We start from the raw sequence: 17,514 nt of genomic DNA on the forward strand, positions 1-17,514 counted from the left end.
GAATCTAAGCTCATATAACTCATAATTTCACCTCTTAATTAACAAACCATGGGAACGTTTTAAAATAGTAATTTAAAACGTTTATTTGTCGTTCAACCAAATTATTATTCTACATTTAGTTGTTTTTTTTGACTTTTAACATAGTTTGTCTTTCTAATACTTGTCAGCATTATAGCACATTTTTCGGGGATGAATAAGGTGGATGATTATAATTTTATTGACATGTAATCTCATAACTGTATAATAAAAACGTGATATCATTTGATATAAAAACGTTTTTAAACTGGCTGCGATGATATTTGTCATCGCCTAACCCGTGTTTGGAGGTAGCGCAATGATTGCTATGAATAATAATTTTGATGTTGAGTGTGCACAATTTCTGCAAGCATAACTTTCAAAATTGTGCACTAGATTGCATGTAGGTTGTTCGATACGTTGACCTACTTATTTAGAGTACAAGGATAAAAAATTGAATAGAATAAAACAATATCATGTTTCTTGCTTGGTGGAGGTACGTCATGACAACAATTGAGGTACGTCACTTAAGAAGAACATTTAACGAGGTAAGTGAATTTGTGGCCGTTGATGATGTTTCTTTTAAGATCGAATCAGGTCAAATAGTGGCGTTACTAGGGCCAAATGGTGCTGGTAAAACGACTACTGTTAAAATGATTTCTGGTTATCTGACACCAACAAGTGGTGATGTATTGGTGGATGGTGTGAACATATTAACCCATCAAAAATTGATGGCTACCAATATTGCTACGGTTTTTGGTGGTGAATTAGGCTTTTATGCACGGGCGACAGCCTATGATAATTTGAACTTTTTTGCAACATTGTTTGGCATTCCACGTCGCGAAAGACGTAGTCGCATATATCAAGCACTACGAAATGTTGAGCTCGCCAATGTTAGTGACAAAAAGTTAGCACAATTTTCGCGTGGCATGCGACAGAGAATGCACATCGCTCGTGCTTTATTGAAGGCCACGAATGTTATTTTGCTTGACGAACCAACCAGCGGGTTGGATGTGGAAATCTCTCATGAAATACGGCGCTTGGTACGCGGATTAGCAGATCAAGGTAAAACAATTTTGCTGACAAGTCATACAATGACTGAGGTTGAGGATTTAGCAGATCGTGTTTTGCTAATCGGCGGAGGTAAAATTCTTCATGATGGGACGGTGGCAAGTGTGGTTGCCTTATCAGGTGTTACCAAAGTTGATCGGCCAGCAACGCTTGAAGAGTCCTACTTGGCGCTTGCGCCAGAATTGAGGCGTTAACATGATTGACTTTATGACGCTGACTTGGTTTCATTTGAAGTTGTTTGCTCAAAACAGCTATTTTCGTACGATTGTTTTTGTGACTACGATTGGCTACGTATTGATGCAATATGTCGCTGCAAACGCTGTTCATGATTTGGGCAACCAAACGATTTGGTTGCGAGCAGGTATTATTGGTACTTGGGCGGCTGGTACATCTGCAGCAGGTGTTATACCATACCAACGTGCGCAAGGTACTCTGGCTTACGTTCTTGATACCAGCAAAGGAGAAGCGGTGAGTTTGGCGACTCTGATAATCCCAGCAGCGTGTTTTGGTTTGTTAGCATTTCCTGTTGCTTGGCTTGTGAGTTTGGTGTTGGGCATTAATACCACAGGTATTAGTTGGATGCTAGGGTTGGGTGTTATAACGCTATGGTTAAGCGTCATATTACTAGATTTTGTGGTAGCTGGCTTATTTGTATTAACACCAAATGCCATGTTGTATGAAAGCCTTTTATTAGTACCGATTTTGATTGGGGCTGGTATCTACACTGTTCCCCAACGCTATCAAATGGTAGTTGAAGTGTTACGGTTGTTTTTACCTATGGCAACGCCTGTGAAACTGATTTTACAACCTAAATTGGTTACTGGTTTTGATGTGTTACAAATGTTGATACTCAGTCTAGTATGGCTATTTTTGGCACATTTTCTGTTGAAAATATCTTTACAACGACTACGTGTTACTGGTGATATGGTGGTGGTCTAATGTTAAAAATAGACTTGCTTTCATTACCTTATTTCAGAAATTGGCGAACGTTTGTTGTTAGTTTTGTGATTGCACCTGTTCTCGAAATCCTAATGGTTGGATTATTGCGTGCCCAATTTAGTTCAATCTCGGCTATTAAGTCAGTGGTGGCCATCAGCTTAATGACAGCTGTTGGCACACTACTAGGCAGTTTATCATCGCTTTTTGTTAACGATCAGGTTCACGGAGTTGCCTTGGAGATGGCGGTAGTATCACCTTATTCAGTAAAATATTGGACTAGTAAATTTAGTGCAGTCTGGATTGTTGCGTTAGGGCAGGTAATCATTACCCTATTTTTAGTGACAATTGTGACGCGAGATGTGTCATGGTTGAGTCGAGCTGTTCTGGTGCTACCACTGCTCCTGCTTTATGGTAGTATCATTGCTTTTGTTTCGGTTATAGTGTCGTGGCAGCACGACGATCCTTATTTGACGGCAAACATTTTAGGGACTGTTCTTATTTTACTCAGTGGTGTTATTGTACCAGTATCACTTTATCCTAAATGGTTAGACTTTCTCACGCAGTGCTTACCATTTTCACAGACAATGCAATGGTTTCTAACTGGATCAGGGAGTCTATTCCTTGATAGTGTTGTCGCAGGAATCTGGTTACTGATAGGAATCACCATGTATCATTATCAAATTAAACGTGTTAAACGGTATGCCATGATTCAGTGATATAATTTTTATGTGGTTATTGTGATATTTTTAAATTTAATTATGACAAAACTGTTGACATTCTGTGGATATAAAGTTATAGTTAAAAGCAACATAAACGTTGAAGAGATAAGTACCATAAAATGCCTTAAAAAGAGAGTCTGTCGTTGGTGAAAGCAGATAAGGTTGATTCTGGGAAAATGGTCTTGGAGTTTTCACGGATACGAGCAAGCGTCCACTCATATGTGCAACGCAGTAAGTTGAAATCGGGTGTCACCCGTTACCAGACAACGTATTACCAAAGACTTTCACAGATGTTCTCGACGAAAGAGTAGCGGCGTACGTTTGGAGGTGTGGGTGCGAGAACCTACATGAACACCGGGTGGTAACACGTTTTTAACGTCCCGCAATCTATTATTAATAGATTGCGGTTTTTTTGTGTTATTTTGCTAAATTGTCAAATTAAGGAGGTAAGTTATGAGTGTTATTTTAGAAAATGGTTTATTAAAACAGCAGCAGACGATGATTGGTTCATACAAATTACTACAACCAACAATAACGATTCTATTAGTTAATCTGATGCCCAATCGCTTACAAACAGAAAAACAATTTGTCCGGCTGTTAAACTTACTATCGATCAACGTACGTGTTACGTTTGCGGTACCAGCCACTCATAATTTGCGTCATAGTGCAATTGAAGTTGCTGATAATTATTTGACATTAGAGGATATTTGGCACCAACAATATGATGGGTTGATCGTAACTGGCGCGCCTGTTGATCAAATCAAGTTTGAGCAAATAGACTATTGGGAAGAATTTCAGCATTTGTTGCAGTGGCGAAAAACGAGTGTTACGGAAAGTTTGTTTGCTTGTTGGGCGACTTATGCGGCAGGTTATGCTGAAAGAAATTTTCCAGTCAAAGCGATTAAAAACAAAGTGTCAGGGGTTTATCGACCTAGCCATGTAACGCGAAGTAAATTATCTTTTGGGTTAGAAGTGCTGAAAATGCCGCAATCGCGATACTTTACTGTACCGGCATTAGGCGTACCACGACGTCTAAAAGTAGCTGACGATAACGAATTGGGTGCGTTTATTCTCCGAGACGAAGGGGTGAACTCGACGTATATTACCGGTCATCTAGAATATGATACAACAACGTTGGCCGATGAATATGAACGCGACTTAGTAATTGATAACACGATACTTGCACCGGAAAATTATTTTGTCGATGGCTATCCAGTCAACAGTTGGCAACAAACGGCAAACCAATTTTTTAAAAATCGGGGTCAACTGATTGTGGCAAACACGCACAAAATAACAGCAATTAACCTAATATCAGCATTGAATTGAGAAACTTATGACAAATATAGACACTTTATTAGCACAAGGTGGTAATGGCACCGACGATATTAAAACAGGAGCAGTTGTTAGTCCACTGTATTTTTCAACGGCTTATCGGCATCCGGGTTTAGGAGAATCAACAGGATTTGACTACGCCCGAATGAATACACCAACCAGAAGTATTTTGGAAGAACAATTAGCCGAGTTAGAGCATGGCCGGCAAGCATTTGCTACAAGTTCCGGCATGGCAGCAATTGACTTAGTGTTTGCTGCTTTAATTAGAAATGGTGATCATTTTATTACGTCAGATGATTTGTATGGGGGGACATACCGTTACTTTGATAGTTTAGTTGACCAGAGTGGTGTGACCTATGACGACTGGACCGATGGGGATGACATTTTGAGACTCATTAAACCAGAGACCAAGTTAATTTGGATTGAGACACCTTCCAATCCGACTATGAAAGTCATTGATATTCATTGGTTATGTGAAACGGTCAAAGCGGTGCGTCCGGATATATTAGTCGCGGTAGACAACACATTTCTAACGCCTATTTTCCAAAACCCGATACTACTCGGCGCTGATATTGTCGTTCATTCTGCTACAAAGTATTTAGGCGGGCATAATGATATTTTAGCTGGTGTTGTCGTTGCTGGGCGAGATGATTTGGCCCAAAAAATTGAAGATACATTAGTCACACGTGGGCAGGTGCTAGATTCGTTTAGTGCTTGGTTATTGTTAAGAAGCTTGAAGACCTTACATTTGAGAATGGCAAGGCATAATGAAAATGGCCATTTCCTAGCTGAAAAATTAGCTAATGTTTCAGGGGTAGAACGTGTTTTGTATGCAGGATTAGGCGGTATGGTGAGCTTTTATTTGTCAGAGGATTATGATGTTGATCGTTTTTTGCAAGGGCTAAATATTTGTTCATTTGCTGAAAGTCTAGGTGGGCCTGAAACGTTGATTACAATACCATCTGTTCAAACACATCATGATATGACAGCAGAACAACGAGAAAAACTCGGAATTACGGATCATCTTGTGCGTGTCAGTGCAGGTCTTGAGGAAAAGCATGATATTTTAGATGATTTGGTAAATGCAATACAGGGGGCAAGGCAATGAGCGAATGGACAGATATTATTCAAGCAGCAACTGTGCACGATCCTATATCTGGCGCGATTAACACGCCTATTCAATTAAGTTCGACATTTGATCAACCATAATTTGATCAGTTTGGTGAATATGACTACGCACGATCCGGCAATCCAACGCGCGAGGCAGGCGAACAAGCTATTGCAACACTAGAGCATGGTCAATATGGTTATTTGTTTAGCACTGGGATGGCAGCAATCAGCAGTGTGTTATTTACCTTATCGGCTGGGGATCATTTAGTTGTAAGTCAGCATGTATACGGTGGAACATTCCGCGTGTTGGAAGAAATTTTACCACGTTGGGGGATTACACATAACTTTGTCGATTTTGCTGATGAATCGGCTATTGAAGCGGCTATTACGCCAGAAACCAAAGCGCTGTATATTGAAACGCCATCCAATCCCATTTTGCATATTACGGATATTAAAGCAGTAGTAGCCATTGCTAAAGCACACGGGTTAATCACAATTGCTGATAATACATTTATGTCACCATTTCTGCAAAAGCCATTAGATTTAGGCGTAGATATCGTTGTCCACTCAGCAACCAAATTTTTGGCAGGACATTCAGATATTTTGGCAGGAGCAGTCGCGGTCAATGACCAGCAATTAGCTGATAAGATTTACTTTATTCAAAATGCTGTTGGTGCAACCCTTGGTGTTTTGGATACATGGTTATTATTACGAGGCATCAAAACATTAGGTGTTCGAATGTCGCATGCTGCTCATTCTGCACAAGAAATTGCTGAACATTTAGCACAACATCCTAAAATCGTGAACGTACTATATCCCGGCCTGGCAACACATCCCGGGCACGATGTTCACTTAGCACAAGCAAAAAATGGTGGCGCTGTATTGAGTTTTGATGTTGGTAGTGAAGCCAATGCCAGACGACTCGTTTCCGCACTTAAAATACCCGCATTCTCAGTCAGTTTGGGAGCTGTGGAAAGTATCATCAGTTATCCACCTAAAATGAGCCACGCTGAACTCAATCAAACAGAATTGATAAAGACTGGTATAAGTCCTGGATTACTGAGATTTTCAGTGGGATTAGAGGATATGGCTGATTTAATTAGTGATTTAGACGCTGGATTAGCAACAATTTGAACATAAGAAGGAGAGAAAACATGACAACTGCAGGAAAATTAAACTATCATTTTGACCAAGTGGGTTCGTATTTACGTCCTAATAACTTGAAAGAGGCACGTGAACAGTACGCTGATGGTGAAATCACAGCTGATGCATTGCGTGAGGTACAACAGGCAGAAATCAAAAAGTTAGTGGCTAAGCAAGTAGAAGCTGGTCTATTGGCAGTGACGGACGGTGAATTTAATCGTTCATGGTGGCATTTGGATTTCTTAGGTCAATTGGGTGGTTTTGAATTTTATGATCAAGAAGATTCATACAAATTTCATGGTGAAAAAACGCGGTCTACTAACGTACGTATCAATGGTAAGGTTCATGCTAATTTGGATCATCCATTCTTTAAAGATTTTCAATATTTGAAATCAATCGTGCCAGACGGTGTGGAACCTAAACAAACGATTCCATCACCTAGTTTAATCATCAATCGTGATCACCGTTCTGATTTGTGGTCAAAGTATTATGATACATGGGAAGCCTTTTTAGATGATTTGGCACAAGCCTATCATGACACATTGCAACATTTTTATGATTTGGGTGCACGTTATATTCAACTCGATGATACAACTTGGGCGTATTTAATCGCACAACTTAATGCGAGTGCAGAAAACCCTGAGCAACATGCACAATTTGTGAAGACAGCTGAAGATGATGTCTATGTGATCAACAAGGCATTAGCTGGGTTGCCAGAGGACCTTAAATTGTCGACGCACATTTGTCGCGGTAACTTTAAATCAACTTATTTGTTTGAGGGCGGCTATGAACCAGTGGCGAAATATTTGGGTCAACTAAACTATGACGCTTTTTTCTTGGAATATGATAACGATCGTTCCGGTGATTTTGAACCACTGACGACGATTTATAACGGACGAGACAATGTGGAAATTGTGCTGGGTTTGTTGACGTCTAAATCTGCGGATCTAGAAAATGTTGATGATGTGGTGGCGCGAATTAATGAAGCCGCAACCTTTGTGCCCAAAAAACAATTAGCATTGTCAACACAATGTGGTTTTTCGTCCACCGAAGAAGGAAATATTTTGACAATTCCTGATCAGTGGCGCAAACTTGACTTGGTTAAGCGTATTGCGGATGCTGAATTAGCTTAATTAGACTAAATAAGGAGATGGTATGGGCAAAAAAACTTGGTTTGTGATCTTGGTCGTTTTGGTCATTATTGTGGGTGGTGTGACATATGCAAACGCCTCAAAAAAGGCATCAACTAACACCATTACAATTGGTTCTGTCACCAGTGACGCCGATATTTGGCGCCATTTAGCAAAAAGCGACGCTGCCAAACGCTTAAAATTAAACATCAAAGTCAAAGAATTTACAGATGGTTTAACGCTTAACAAAGCAACAGCGGAGGGGCAAGTAGATGTTAACGCTTTTCAGTCATATAGCTACTTTCAAGCATTTAATCAAGACAGTAAAGATGGAAAACTAGTTGCCATTGGGACAACTTATCTGGAACCATTGGGTATTTATTCTAGTAAATATAAATCGGTAAAAGATATTCCGGATGGGGCAACGATTGCGATTGCCAAGGATCAAGCAGATGAGGCGCGCGGTCTAAAATTATTAGCTGATGCTGGTTTGATTAAGATTGCATCTGACTTTGGGGCTCTAGATGGTTTGGAAAAAGTAACGGCTAACTCGCACCATTTTAAATTTAAAGAAATTGATGATACAACTGGTGGGCGGCTACTACATGACAATGGCGTTGATGCTGTATTGATATCTAATTCGGTTTCACAAGCTGCAGGATTAAATGTTTTAAAAGATGCGATTTATTACGAACATATCAATAATCACACCCGCGCTAACGTCAATATTTTGGCAACAGCAGCTAAAAATAAAGACAATAAAACGTATCAAAAGTTGTTAACATTATACCGTGATTAGGCATCGCAAAAATACATCACCGACAAGTATCACGGTACAAAAACAGAAGTGGTCAAACCACTATCGTATTTTAAAGGAGTGAAATAATGTCAGAAACAGTTGTTGAAAGTTTTACCTTAGATCATACAAAAGTTAAAGCGCCTTATGTGCGTGTGATTGAAACACAAGCCGGTCCCAATGGTGGCAGTATTACTAACTATGATTTGCGCCTCACGCAACCTAACGAAACAGCCATTGAAACCGGTGGATTACATACTTTAGAGCATCTTTTTGCAGGTCTAGTACGTGATGAAATTGATGGCATTATTGATATTTCACCATTTGGTTGCCGTACCGGCTTCCATGTTATTTCATGGGTGAACTATGATTCTGAAACATTAGCTAAGGTATTCAAAAAAGTTTTGGAAAAAATTGTCAGTGACGAAGTAACCGAAATACCAGCTGCTGAAATTGAAAGCTGTGGTAACTTTAAAGATCATAGCCTTCATTCTGCTAAAGAATGGGCTAAAATTATTTTGGCACAAGGCATTTCAAGTGATGCTTTTGAACGCAAAGTTGTTTAGAATTAAATGAAAATAAGTTGACAAACTAATTAAAATAAGATATATTATTTCTAACGTAGAAAAGATAAGTAGTATTCTATCACATAAAGAGAGTTCACGTTTGGTGAGAGTGAATTGTGAGAAAATTCGAATATGGTCTTGGAGTGATTGATAATGTGAGTGGTCATTAGGTATGAACGCAAGCAGTGTCCGGGTGCGCCCGTTATAGCCGCGCCAATTCTTAATTGTATTTCAACAATTAATGATTGATGTTGAGGTGTGCTCGCGTGAGCAGCACATAAACACCGGGTGGTAACACGATAAGTCGTCCCGCAGTCTATTATTTTAGACTGCGGTTTTTTGATGGTTAGATGACTAGCGCATTTTGAAAGGAAGTTGCGATGACAATTAGATACCAAAAAATACAGTATTTATATGCAGACAAAGTTGCAACGGCCGTGTTTTTACGAGGAAGTGGTGCCCAAATGAGTGGGTAAATAATTGACAATTTGAAGTTGAAAAATATTGCATGATAACAACAGGAGAATAATAATGACAACACAAAAATTACAAAAAATTGGATTCCAACATGTTGGTTCATTTCTACGACCAGAAGCATTAAAGCAGGCGCGACAATCATTCGCCGCTGGAAATATAACTGCTGAAGAACTCGAAGGTGTCGAAAATTCGGCAATCACAGAACTAGTGAACAAAGAAGTTGAGGCAGGTTTAGACGTCGTCACAGATGGTGAGTTCCGTCGCTCGTATTGGCACTTGGATAATTTTTGGGGATTTGAAGGTGTCGAACGTTTTAACTACGGTGAGGGCTATTTCTTTGCACATGAAGAAACACGTGATGATTCAGCTCGTTTGACTGGTAAGTTAGGGTTTAATGCAGAGACGCATCCATTTATTCAACATTTTAAATTCGTCAAAGCTTTGGCAGATGAAGCTGGTGTGGCGGCTAAAATTACGATTCCCTCACCATCACAATTCTATGGTGAGCTGAGTCGTGGTGTGAACGTGGAACGTATTGCTAAGTATTATGATAGTGATGAAGCTTTGTTTGATGATATTAAACGTGTTTATCATGAAGAAATATTAGCTTTGTACGATGCTGGGGCGCGCACCATTCAACTTGACGACTGTACTTGGGGATTACTAGTTGATCCAAAGTTTAAGGATGTTTATGCTGCAACTGGTTTTGATATCAATGATTTGAAAAAGTTATATCTTGATTTGAACAATGGGGCGATTGCTGATTTACCTGACGATTTAACCATTAATACACACGTTTGTCGTGGTAATTATCACTCTGACTGGGCAACAAGTGGTGGTTACGATGATGTAGCAGATCAATTATTTGGTCAAGAAAACGTCACTAATTATTTCTTAGAATATGACTCGGAACGTGCTGGTGGTTTTGAACCGTTGGCAAAAGTGTCTGGTGATAAGCAAGTCGTATTGGGACTAATCACCACCAAAACAGGTGAACTTGAAGACAAGGCGACAATCATTGCTAGAATACACGAGGCAACCAAATATTTGCCATTGGATCGCCTTTGGTTATCAACGCAGTGTGGTTTTGCTTCAACCGAAGAAGGCAACATTTTGACTGATGCACAACAATGGGCTAAGCTACAATTGGTAAAAGAAATTTTAGATGAAGTTTGGGGATAAGTAGTTTATTGCCTAAAAATTAAATTTATCTTTTTTAAATTAGACTATTGACATTTTAAAACAATGGTGTCATAATGATTTTATTAACTTAAAGGAAAAATGTTACATGCAACGTCTCAGTGTAAACAACTTCACACAAAGCATTCAAATCAACATTGTCGTCATTATTATTTGACTTCAAGGTTGGTTCACTTTGTGATGCTGGCCTTTGATAAAAAGGCTGGCGTGAAGTTGTCGACTAGATTCGTATAACTTAAAGGAGCGCTAGTATATCTAGCGCTCCTTTTTTCTTAGAGTTTTTTCATAAGATGCGCAGCTTATGAGTAAAAATGGAGCAAGGGCAACGGGCCCGAAGGGGAATTATTATGGACGCAACACTATCAAAAACGCAATCATCAAATGCGACTGACAAAACTGAAAAATTAAGTGACCGCAAAGCCACGCCACGAACGACTCGAGAAGTCGTCTATGACGTCTCACAAGGCATTTCACATGCAATTCTTGCTGTGTTGGGTATGGGATTATTAATGGCATCGCTTGGTAACGCATTCCATTTCACACCATTAGTACAGGCTGGATTGATGGGTCAAAAAATGTTGGCACCTGCTTTGGGTGTAGGTATCGCAATTGCGATGCGTTCAAATTTGCTCACAACTGGTGCTGCTTTAATTGCAGCCACTGTTGGATCTAACGCAGTTTACTTTACGTCGGCAGTTGCACCTGCTACTCATACAGCTACGGGATGGGCTGCCGATCAGGCCGCTGGTTCACTAGTAATGACTTCTGGACAACCTATTTCTGCGGTGTTGGCTGCTTTAATGGCAGTGCTTGTCGGTAACTGGTTGACAGGTAAAACACCTTTGGACATGATGTTAGTACCATTTGGTGCAGTATTGGCGGGAACATTCTTTGGTTTGGCTACTGCATCTGTGACAACGCCATTCTTGAACTGGGTATCAGAATCACTTGCTTCAACAATGAAAATCAATCCATTCTTGGGTGCGTTTGTCGTATCAGTTGTTTGGTTCCTATTTTTGATGACACCTGCTTCTTCGGCGGCATTGGCAATTGCTGTCATGCTTGATCCACTATCGGGTGGTGCTGCTTTGATCGGTACTACTGCAGGATTTGTTGTTTATACTGCAATGGGTTGGAAGCAAAATGATTTGGGTGCCAATTTTGCACAAACAATTGTCACACCAAAAGTGCAATTTCCAAACTTGCTTAAGAGTCCACTATTGATGTTTGGTCCAGCTTTGATTGCTGGCGTTTCTGCGATGGTAGCTGTTGGTGTCTTTGGATTGAAAGTACCATTTGCCATTGCTGGTTTAGGGTTGAATGGCTTTATCGCACCCATCGCCTTAGCGTCAAGCGATCCACGTGGATTGTTGTTAGTGGCAGTCTTTGGCATTGTTGTACCAGTTGTTGCGTCATTAGCATTTTATTATTTCTTACGTAAAACAGGACACACGAAGCAAAATGATTTGCACCTTGAAGTTGTTTAACAGTAATTAATTACGTTCGTCTTTTGTTACAAAGTCGTCATATTGACGGCTTTTTTAATATATAAAAATAGCGTAGAATATGTTGAGTAATAAATAAATGTATTGAGAGATTATGATATGTTTCAAAATATCAAACGCATCTTGATTGGCAAGCCATTGAAAACGTTGGACGAGGGTGGACAATCTTTGTCCAAGACCAAAGCCTTGGCATTACTTTCATCAGATGCTTTATCATCAGTTGCCTATGGAACAGAGTCAATTACAACAGCCTTATTGGCTGCGGGCGCAGTTGCATTGTGGCTTCAGGTGCCAATCGCATTACTTGTTTTGGTCTTGTTAGCGGCTATTGTGATGAGTTATCGTCAAATCATTCACGCTTACCCATCGGGTGGCGGTGCGTATGCCGTTGCGAGTGAAAATTGGGGGTCCAAAGCAGGTTTAGTAGCTGGTGGTTCACTGTTAGTTGACTATATGCTAACGGTGGCCGTTTCAGCTTCGGCGGCAGCAGATGCGATTACGGCTGCCGTGCCAGCGATTTTACCATTTACGGTGCCATTGTCGATTATCGTTGTCTTACTTTTAACTGGTATGAATCTGCGAGGTCTTCGCGAGAGTGCTAATTTCTTAATGATTCCAGTCTATTTTTTTATAACGGTTTTGGCGATTATGATTGCTTGGGGTGTTTTTCAAGCAGTTACTGGTCAGTTGCCTTATCATGCTGCTGCTAAAATTGGGACTAGCTTTAGTGGTTTATCATTTGTCTTGTTCATGCGCGCTTTTTCAAGCGGTTCATCTTCTTTAACCGGAGTTGAAGCAATTTCCAATGCTGTGCCTAATTTTAAGGCGCCAAAAGAGAAGCACGCGGCGTCAACATTAGCCTTAATGGCATTGATTCTGGCGGCATTCTTTGGTGGTATTACTTTTCTAAGTTATTGGTACGGCATTCGCCCTAATGCACATTCAACGGTGTTGTCACAGATTGCAATGACGACTTTTGGCGGACAAAATATCGGCTTCTATATTGTTCAGTTAGCAACAGCGATGATTTTAGCTGTTGCGGCTAATACTGGATTTTCAGCTTTCCCAATGTTGGCGTTGAACTTGGCACGTGATAAATATTTGCCACATCTTTATATGGATAAAGGTGATCGTTTGGGATATTCAAATGGTATTTTGTCGTTGTCTTTTGGGGCAATCATCTTATTGCTTATTTTTCATGGTTCGACAGATGCCTTGATTCCACTATATGCTGTTGGTGTCTTTGTGCCGTTTACGTTGTCACAATCAGGCATGATTATTCACTGGTGGCATAAAAAACCTAAAAGTTGGGTTTTGAAAGCAGTCATTAACTTCGTTGGTGCTTTTATTTCGGCTGTTTTGGTGATAACATTGTTTGCAACTAGAATTGAGCATGTTTGGCCATACTTGCTGATTATGCCGTTGGTGATGTTTACTTTTCTCAAAATAAAACATCATTATTTGAGTATTGGCAAACAGCTCCGGTTACAGTATGCCAAAAATGATAATGCCGTTCGCCATCATTACGATGGCGCAACTGTAATTGTATTGGTTTCAAACATCACTAAGGTGACGACTGAGGCGATTGATTATGCACAGTCAATTGGCGATTATGTTGTTGCCATGCACGTCAGTTTTGATGTTAATCCTAAAAAAGAGTTAGAAACTTCAACGCAATTTAAGCTGGACTTTCCAGATGTAAGATATGTTGATATTCATTCGTCATATCGTTCCATCGTCAAACCGGCGTTGAGCTTCGTTGATGCAGTGGCAAAGCAAGCCAAAAAGCGCAATCATTCAGTCACTGTTTTGGTGCCACAATTTGTGCCTAAGAAACCTTGGCAAAACGTTTTGCATAACCAAAATTCTCTGCGTTTACGCACAGCATTTGCTTCACGAGATGATATTTCTGTTTCAACATATTATTATCATTTAACTGAGTAATGTGACATGTATCAGTGTCTATACACTGATACATCACGTACATAAATGTGCAATTTAGACACAATTTTTACCATTAATAGGAGGCAGTAAACATGTCAATGGAAACAAAGTGGACACTCTTTTTTATTTGGGTTGTCATTGCAATGACCATCTCAACCGTTGGTTTAGTCATGATTATGCGATGGTATCATCGTGAAGTTAAAAAAGTGAAAACACAAAAGCATGAAGAAACTGACCAAAAAAAATCATAATTATTACAAAAATAGGTGTTCATGTGTGAATGTACGTGCATAAAATGGTATCATGACGTATAATCTTAGATATAAGATAATAATTAAGGATAATTTCGATGAAAATATTAATGATTGAAGACAATAAATCTGTATCCGAGATGATGAGCATGTTTTTCAAAAAGGAAGGATGGCAAGCAACGTACAGCTATGATGGTAATCAAGCGGTTGCCTTATTTGCTGAAGATCCCTTCGCATTTGATTTAATTACATTGGACCTCAATTTGCCGGGATTGGGTGGCATGCAGGTGGCTTCAAAAATACGTGAAATGAACGACAACGTACCATTAATCATGCTGACTGCCAGAGATAGTGAATCAGATCAGGTGTTGGGACTTGAAATGGGCGCAGATGATTATGTGACCAAACCATTTAGTCCGATTACATTAATTGCCCGTATTAAGGCTATTGCTCGTCGTGGGGAAAAGGCTGCTATCAATACACAACCATCTCACGAAAAATTTGATGTGACGACAGAACATTTCCAACTTAATTCGAATACACGTGAGGCATTCTTGGATGGTAAGCCAGTTAATGCGTTGACCCCCAAAGAATTTGAATTGCTCAAAACATTGGCTCTTAAGCCACGACAAGTGTTTTCGAGATCTCAACTGTTGCAAATGGTTTGGGATTATGAATACTTTGGGGATGAACGTACCGTCGATGCCCATGTGAAAAAGTTACGCCAAAAAATTGAAAAGGCCGGTCCTCAAGTCATTCAGACCGTTTGGGGAGTCGGCTATAAGTTCGATGACTCAGGAGTTGAACCAGAATGAAAATTATGCACCAACAAATGCTTGCTTTTCTCGCCATACTTATGACGATGATTGTCATTGTTGGTTTTTTATTTGCGCAGTTTATGTTTCACTCTGTTTATGAGCAAACATACAGTAATCTTAATAATTATGCGACGACTTTTTTTTCGTTGGTCGTTGATACTGAAGAGGATAATGAAAAAAAATTAAACGTTGATCCCAGTGCATTTAAAACCGCTAGAAAAGTCATGTCTGACCAAGGTGTTGAAGTATCAATTTATGATAATAAAACCCACAAACGTGTGTATGGTAGTACTGGGCCCAAAAAGATTAGTGAAACACTTTGGCAGGAAACTTTTTCTGGTGACGCGCGGATTAAGCGAACACGCACGGGTGAACAGTTATCAGTGTATCGTGGCTGGATGTATGGCGGGGAAAAGCTTGGCGTTGTCCGTGTTTCACGTCAAATTGTAGGACGCAGTGCGCAATCAACCATGTTGTTAGAAGAAATGGTTGCCGCTATGGTGATAGGTGGAACGCTAGCGATGTCATTAGCAGCCGTTATTTCATGGCGATGGTCACACGTGATTACTGATATGCAACAAGCAACAGAGCAAATGACTGAAGGTAACTATGAACTAAAGCTAACACGAACTGGTAAAGACGAACTCGGACATTTAGCTAGGGATATCAATAATTTATCATTAGCATTGCGTGCCCAAAGTGATGAAATTATTGAGCAAGAGGAACGACGCAAGCAGTTTATGGCTAATGCCTCACATGAAATGCGGACACCGCTAACCACTATGTCTGGTCTGTTAGAAGGACTAGCTTATGATGTTTTTCTAGAAGAGGAGAAGTCACGCGCTTACGCACTGATGCAAAAAGAAACCCAACGTCTCATTCGTTTAGTGGAAGAAAATCTTGATTATGAAAAGTTAAGGGCTAATAAAATTGTATTACGGAAACAAAAAATTGATGCTTATAAAATGATTAGTGATTTAAGTAACCAATTAGCCAGTAAGGCAGCACATGAAGAGACAACTATTGCAGTTTCGGGTGACCAACAAGCCACGGTTTTTGGAGATCAGGATCGACTCACACAGGTATTATTTAATTTGATTAATAATGCCATTCAATTTACACAAAAAGGACAGATTAAAGTTTCAGTGGGGCGCCAACATAATGCGACAATTTTTAAGGTGGCAGATACAGGGATTGGCATGACAGCTGAACAAGTTGATAACGTTTTTGAACGTTATTACAAAGTAGATCCATCACGTATGTCAACTAAAGGCGAGTCAGGCATCGGTATGGCTATTGTGAAACAAATTATTACATTGCATGATGGTGATATTGCGATCGATTCGACGCCAAAAGTTGGTACAACAATCACAGTTACAATTCCAGACCAACAAACAGCCAATTAATCTTGCACCAAGTGGATATTTACACGATATTGACGAAAATATAACATCAACCCTTTATACTGAAATTATCAGATATGAGGAGATTGAGCTATGCAATTAACAGGCAATGATGCCAACATTAAGGCATTTGACGCGACAGATACGGATTTTCAAACGACGTCAAGTGAGAACAAAGTATTCACAGTTTTATTGGGTCTCGGGGTGGTAAGCCTTTTGGTAGCGACTTTTTTTGATAAAAATGTCACTAATTTAGTTATGAACCAAAATTCAGTTTTTGGTAATATTTTCCAAAACTATGCCGATCAAGGGGCAAATATTGTTTTGTTTGCTGCATTTGAAATTATTGCGTGGACCATCTGGCGACGCATACAAGATGACGTTTTGCGTTATGTGATGACAATTGGTGCACTAGCATTTGCGTTTAATCAAATGTTAGCTATTTTGCAAGATATGTTGAGTTATACCTATTCAATGCTGAATAATTTGTCTAAGGGTATTCCAATGGGCGTTGCAAACAACACCGCTGCGGTAAAGAATTATCCTGAAGTTTTGCGCTGGGGCCTCGCAGTCATCTTAACAGCTGTGCTCTCAGTATTATTTTATAACTGGTTACAAAGTAAGAGTGATGCAGACATACGCTATTTGATAACAGCAGCTTTGGTCGGTATCGCTGTTGTTTTCATCGCGCAAACCACGATTGGTGAAATGAAGTCATTATGGGGGCGCTTTCGACCTTATGAAATGACGACAGTTGCTGGCAATACAATGAGTGAATTTACCCCATGGTATCATTTAAACGGCATCAACGGTCATAACTCATTTCCTTCAGGTCACACCATGTCTGGGTGGTTGTTCTTATATTTGGTTTTCTTTGTTCCTCGTGGTAACATTAGTGCCCAAAAGAAAATGACGATATTTGGGATTGCGATGGGGATTTTGACCGCAATGAGCCGTGTGCGCATTGGCGCCCACTGGTTGAGCGATGTAACAGTTTCAAGTATCATTGTTGGCTTGATTATTTTCATGGCAAGTCGCTTGTTAGCTGCACACTTTGTTGAACCGACAAAATAACAAGTTTAAAGCACACAAAAA

14 protein-coding genes, 2 pseudogenes and 2 other annotated features are annotated in these 17,514 nt (G+C 39.9%); all 16 genes and pseudogenes read left to right on the forward strand.

Features of this window, described 5'->3' with window-relative positions; all coding sequences use genetic code 11:
* Positions 1-518 precede the first annotated feature (518 nt).
* The 16 genes and pseudogenes from BMG01_RS04295 (at position 519) to BMG01_RS04365 (ending at position 17,493) form a co-directional block, all read left to right on the forward strand.
* A complete protein-coding gene (locus BMG01_RS04295) occupies positions 519-1,280 on the forward strand; it encodes an ABC transporter ATP-binding protein (RefSeq protein WP_004914631.1) in 762 nt (253 codons plus the stop codon).
* A gap of 1 nt (position 1,281) precedes the next feature.
* A complete protein-coding gene (locus tag BMG01_RS04300; protein WP_004914629.1) occupies positions 1,282-2,025 on the forward strand; it encodes a hypothetical protein in 744 nt (247 codons plus the stop codon).
* The gene (locus BMG01_RS04305) at positions 2,025-2,741 is read left to right on the forward strand and encodes an ABC transporter permease (protein ID WP_004914627.1); all 717 of its coding nucleotides are present in this window, start codon (positions 2,025-2,027) and stop codon (positions 2,739-2,741) included. Before BMG01_RS04300 ends, BMG01_RS04305 begins: the two co-directional genes overlap by 1 nt.
* Before the next feature lie 91 nt (positions 2,742-2,832).
* Positions 2,833-3,130, forward strand: a binding site (T-box leader).
* Positions 3,131-3,197: 67 nt separating this feature from the next.
* A complete protein-coding gene (locus BMG01_RS04310; RefSeq protein WP_004914626.1) occupies positions 3,198-4,070 on the forward strand; it encodes a homoserine O-succinyltransferase in 873 nt (290 codons plus the stop codon).
* Positions 4,071-4,077: 7 nt separating this feature from the next.
* The gene (locus BMG01_RS04315) at positions 4,078-5,184 is read left to right on the forward strand and encodes a PLP-dependent aspartate aminotransferase family protein (RefSeq protein ID WP_036068596.1); all 1,107 of its coding nucleotides are present in this window, start codon (positions 4,078-4,080) and stop codon (positions 5,182-5,184) included.
* Positions 5,181-6,320, forward strand: a pseudogene (locus BMG01_RS04320) (PLP-dependent aspartate aminotransferase family protein). Before BMG01_RS04315 ends, BMG01_RS04320 begins: the two are co-directional and overlap by 4 nt.
* Before the next feature lie 20 nt (positions 6,321-6,340).
* Entirely contained in the window at positions 6,341-7,462 is a 1,122-nt protein-coding gene (locus BMG01_RS04325) for a vitamin B12 independent methionine synthase (protein WP_004914620.1), read from the forward strand.
* Positions 7,463-7,484: 22 nt separating this feature from the next.
* Positions 7,485-8,345: pseudogene (locus BMG01_RS04330) on the forward strand (MetQ/NlpA family ABC transporter substrate-binding protein).
* Entirely contained in the window at positions 8,345-8,821 is a 477-nt protein-coding gene (locus BMG01_RS04335) for an S-ribosylhomocysteine lyase (protein ID WP_004914617.1), read from the forward strand. Before BMG01_RS04330 ends, BMG01_RS04335 begins: the two are co-directional and overlap by 1 nt.
* 47 nt (positions 8,822-8,868) lie before the next feature.
* Positions 8,869-9,136, forward strand: a binding site (T-box leader).
* A 216-nt stretch (positions 9,137-9,352) separates the two neighbouring features.
* Positions 9,353-10,480 (forward strand): 5-methyltetrahydropteroyltriglutamate--homocysteine S-methyltransferase, encoded by a 1,128-nt coding sequence (locus tag BMG01_RS04340; protein ID WP_004914615.1) that lies wholly within the window; start codon positions 9,353-9,355, stop codon positions 10,478-10,480.
* Positions 10,481-10,845: 365 nt separating this feature from the next.
* Entirely contained in the window at positions 10,846-11,985 is a 1,140-nt protein-coding gene (locus BMG01_RS04345; protein ID WP_004914613.1) for a PTS transporter subunit IIC, read from the forward strand.
* A gap of 117 nt (positions 11,986-12,102) precedes the next feature.
* A complete protein-coding gene (locus tag BMG01_RS04350; protein WP_036068595.1) occupies positions 12,103-13,947 on the forward strand; it encodes an APC family permease in 1,845 nt (614 codons plus the stop codon).
* A gap of 92 nt (positions 13,948-14,039) precedes the next feature.
* Entirely contained in the window at positions 14,040-14,198 is a 159-nt protein-coding gene (locus tag BMG01_RS11300; RefSeq protein ID WP_004914608.1) for a hypothetical protein, read from the forward strand.
* 98 nt (positions 14,199-14,296) lie between these two features.
* On the forward strand, positions 14,297-15,013 hold the full coding sequence (locus BMG01_RS04355) for a response regulator transcription factor (RefSeq protein WP_004914605.1): 717 nt from the start codon (positions 14,297-14,299) through the stop codon (positions 15,011-15,013).
* Complete coding sequence (locus BMG01_RS04360; RefSeq protein ID WP_004914603.1) at positions 15,010-16,422, forward strand: cell wall metabolism sensor histidine kinase WalK; 1,413 nt, start codon at positions 15,010-15,012, stop codon at positions 16,420-16,422. Before BMG01_RS04355 ends, BMG01_RS04360 begins: the two co-directional genes overlap by 4 nt.
* A gap of 90 nt (positions 16,423-16,512) precedes the next feature.
* Positions 16,513-17,493 carry a phosphatase PAP2 family protein gene (locus BMG01_RS04365; RefSeq protein ID WP_004914599.1) on the forward strand — a complete coding sequence of 327 codons (981 nt, stop codon included), beginning with the start codon at positions 16,513-16,515 and terminating at the stop codon, positions 17,491-17,493.
* The last annotated feature ends 21 nt before the right edge of the window (positions 17,494-17,514 follow it).

The organism is Leuconostoc sp. BM2, assembly GCF_002095565.1.
Taxonomy (GTDB): Bacteria; Bacillota; Bacilli; order Lactobacillales; family Lactobacillaceae; genus Leuconostoc; species Leuconostoc falkenbergense.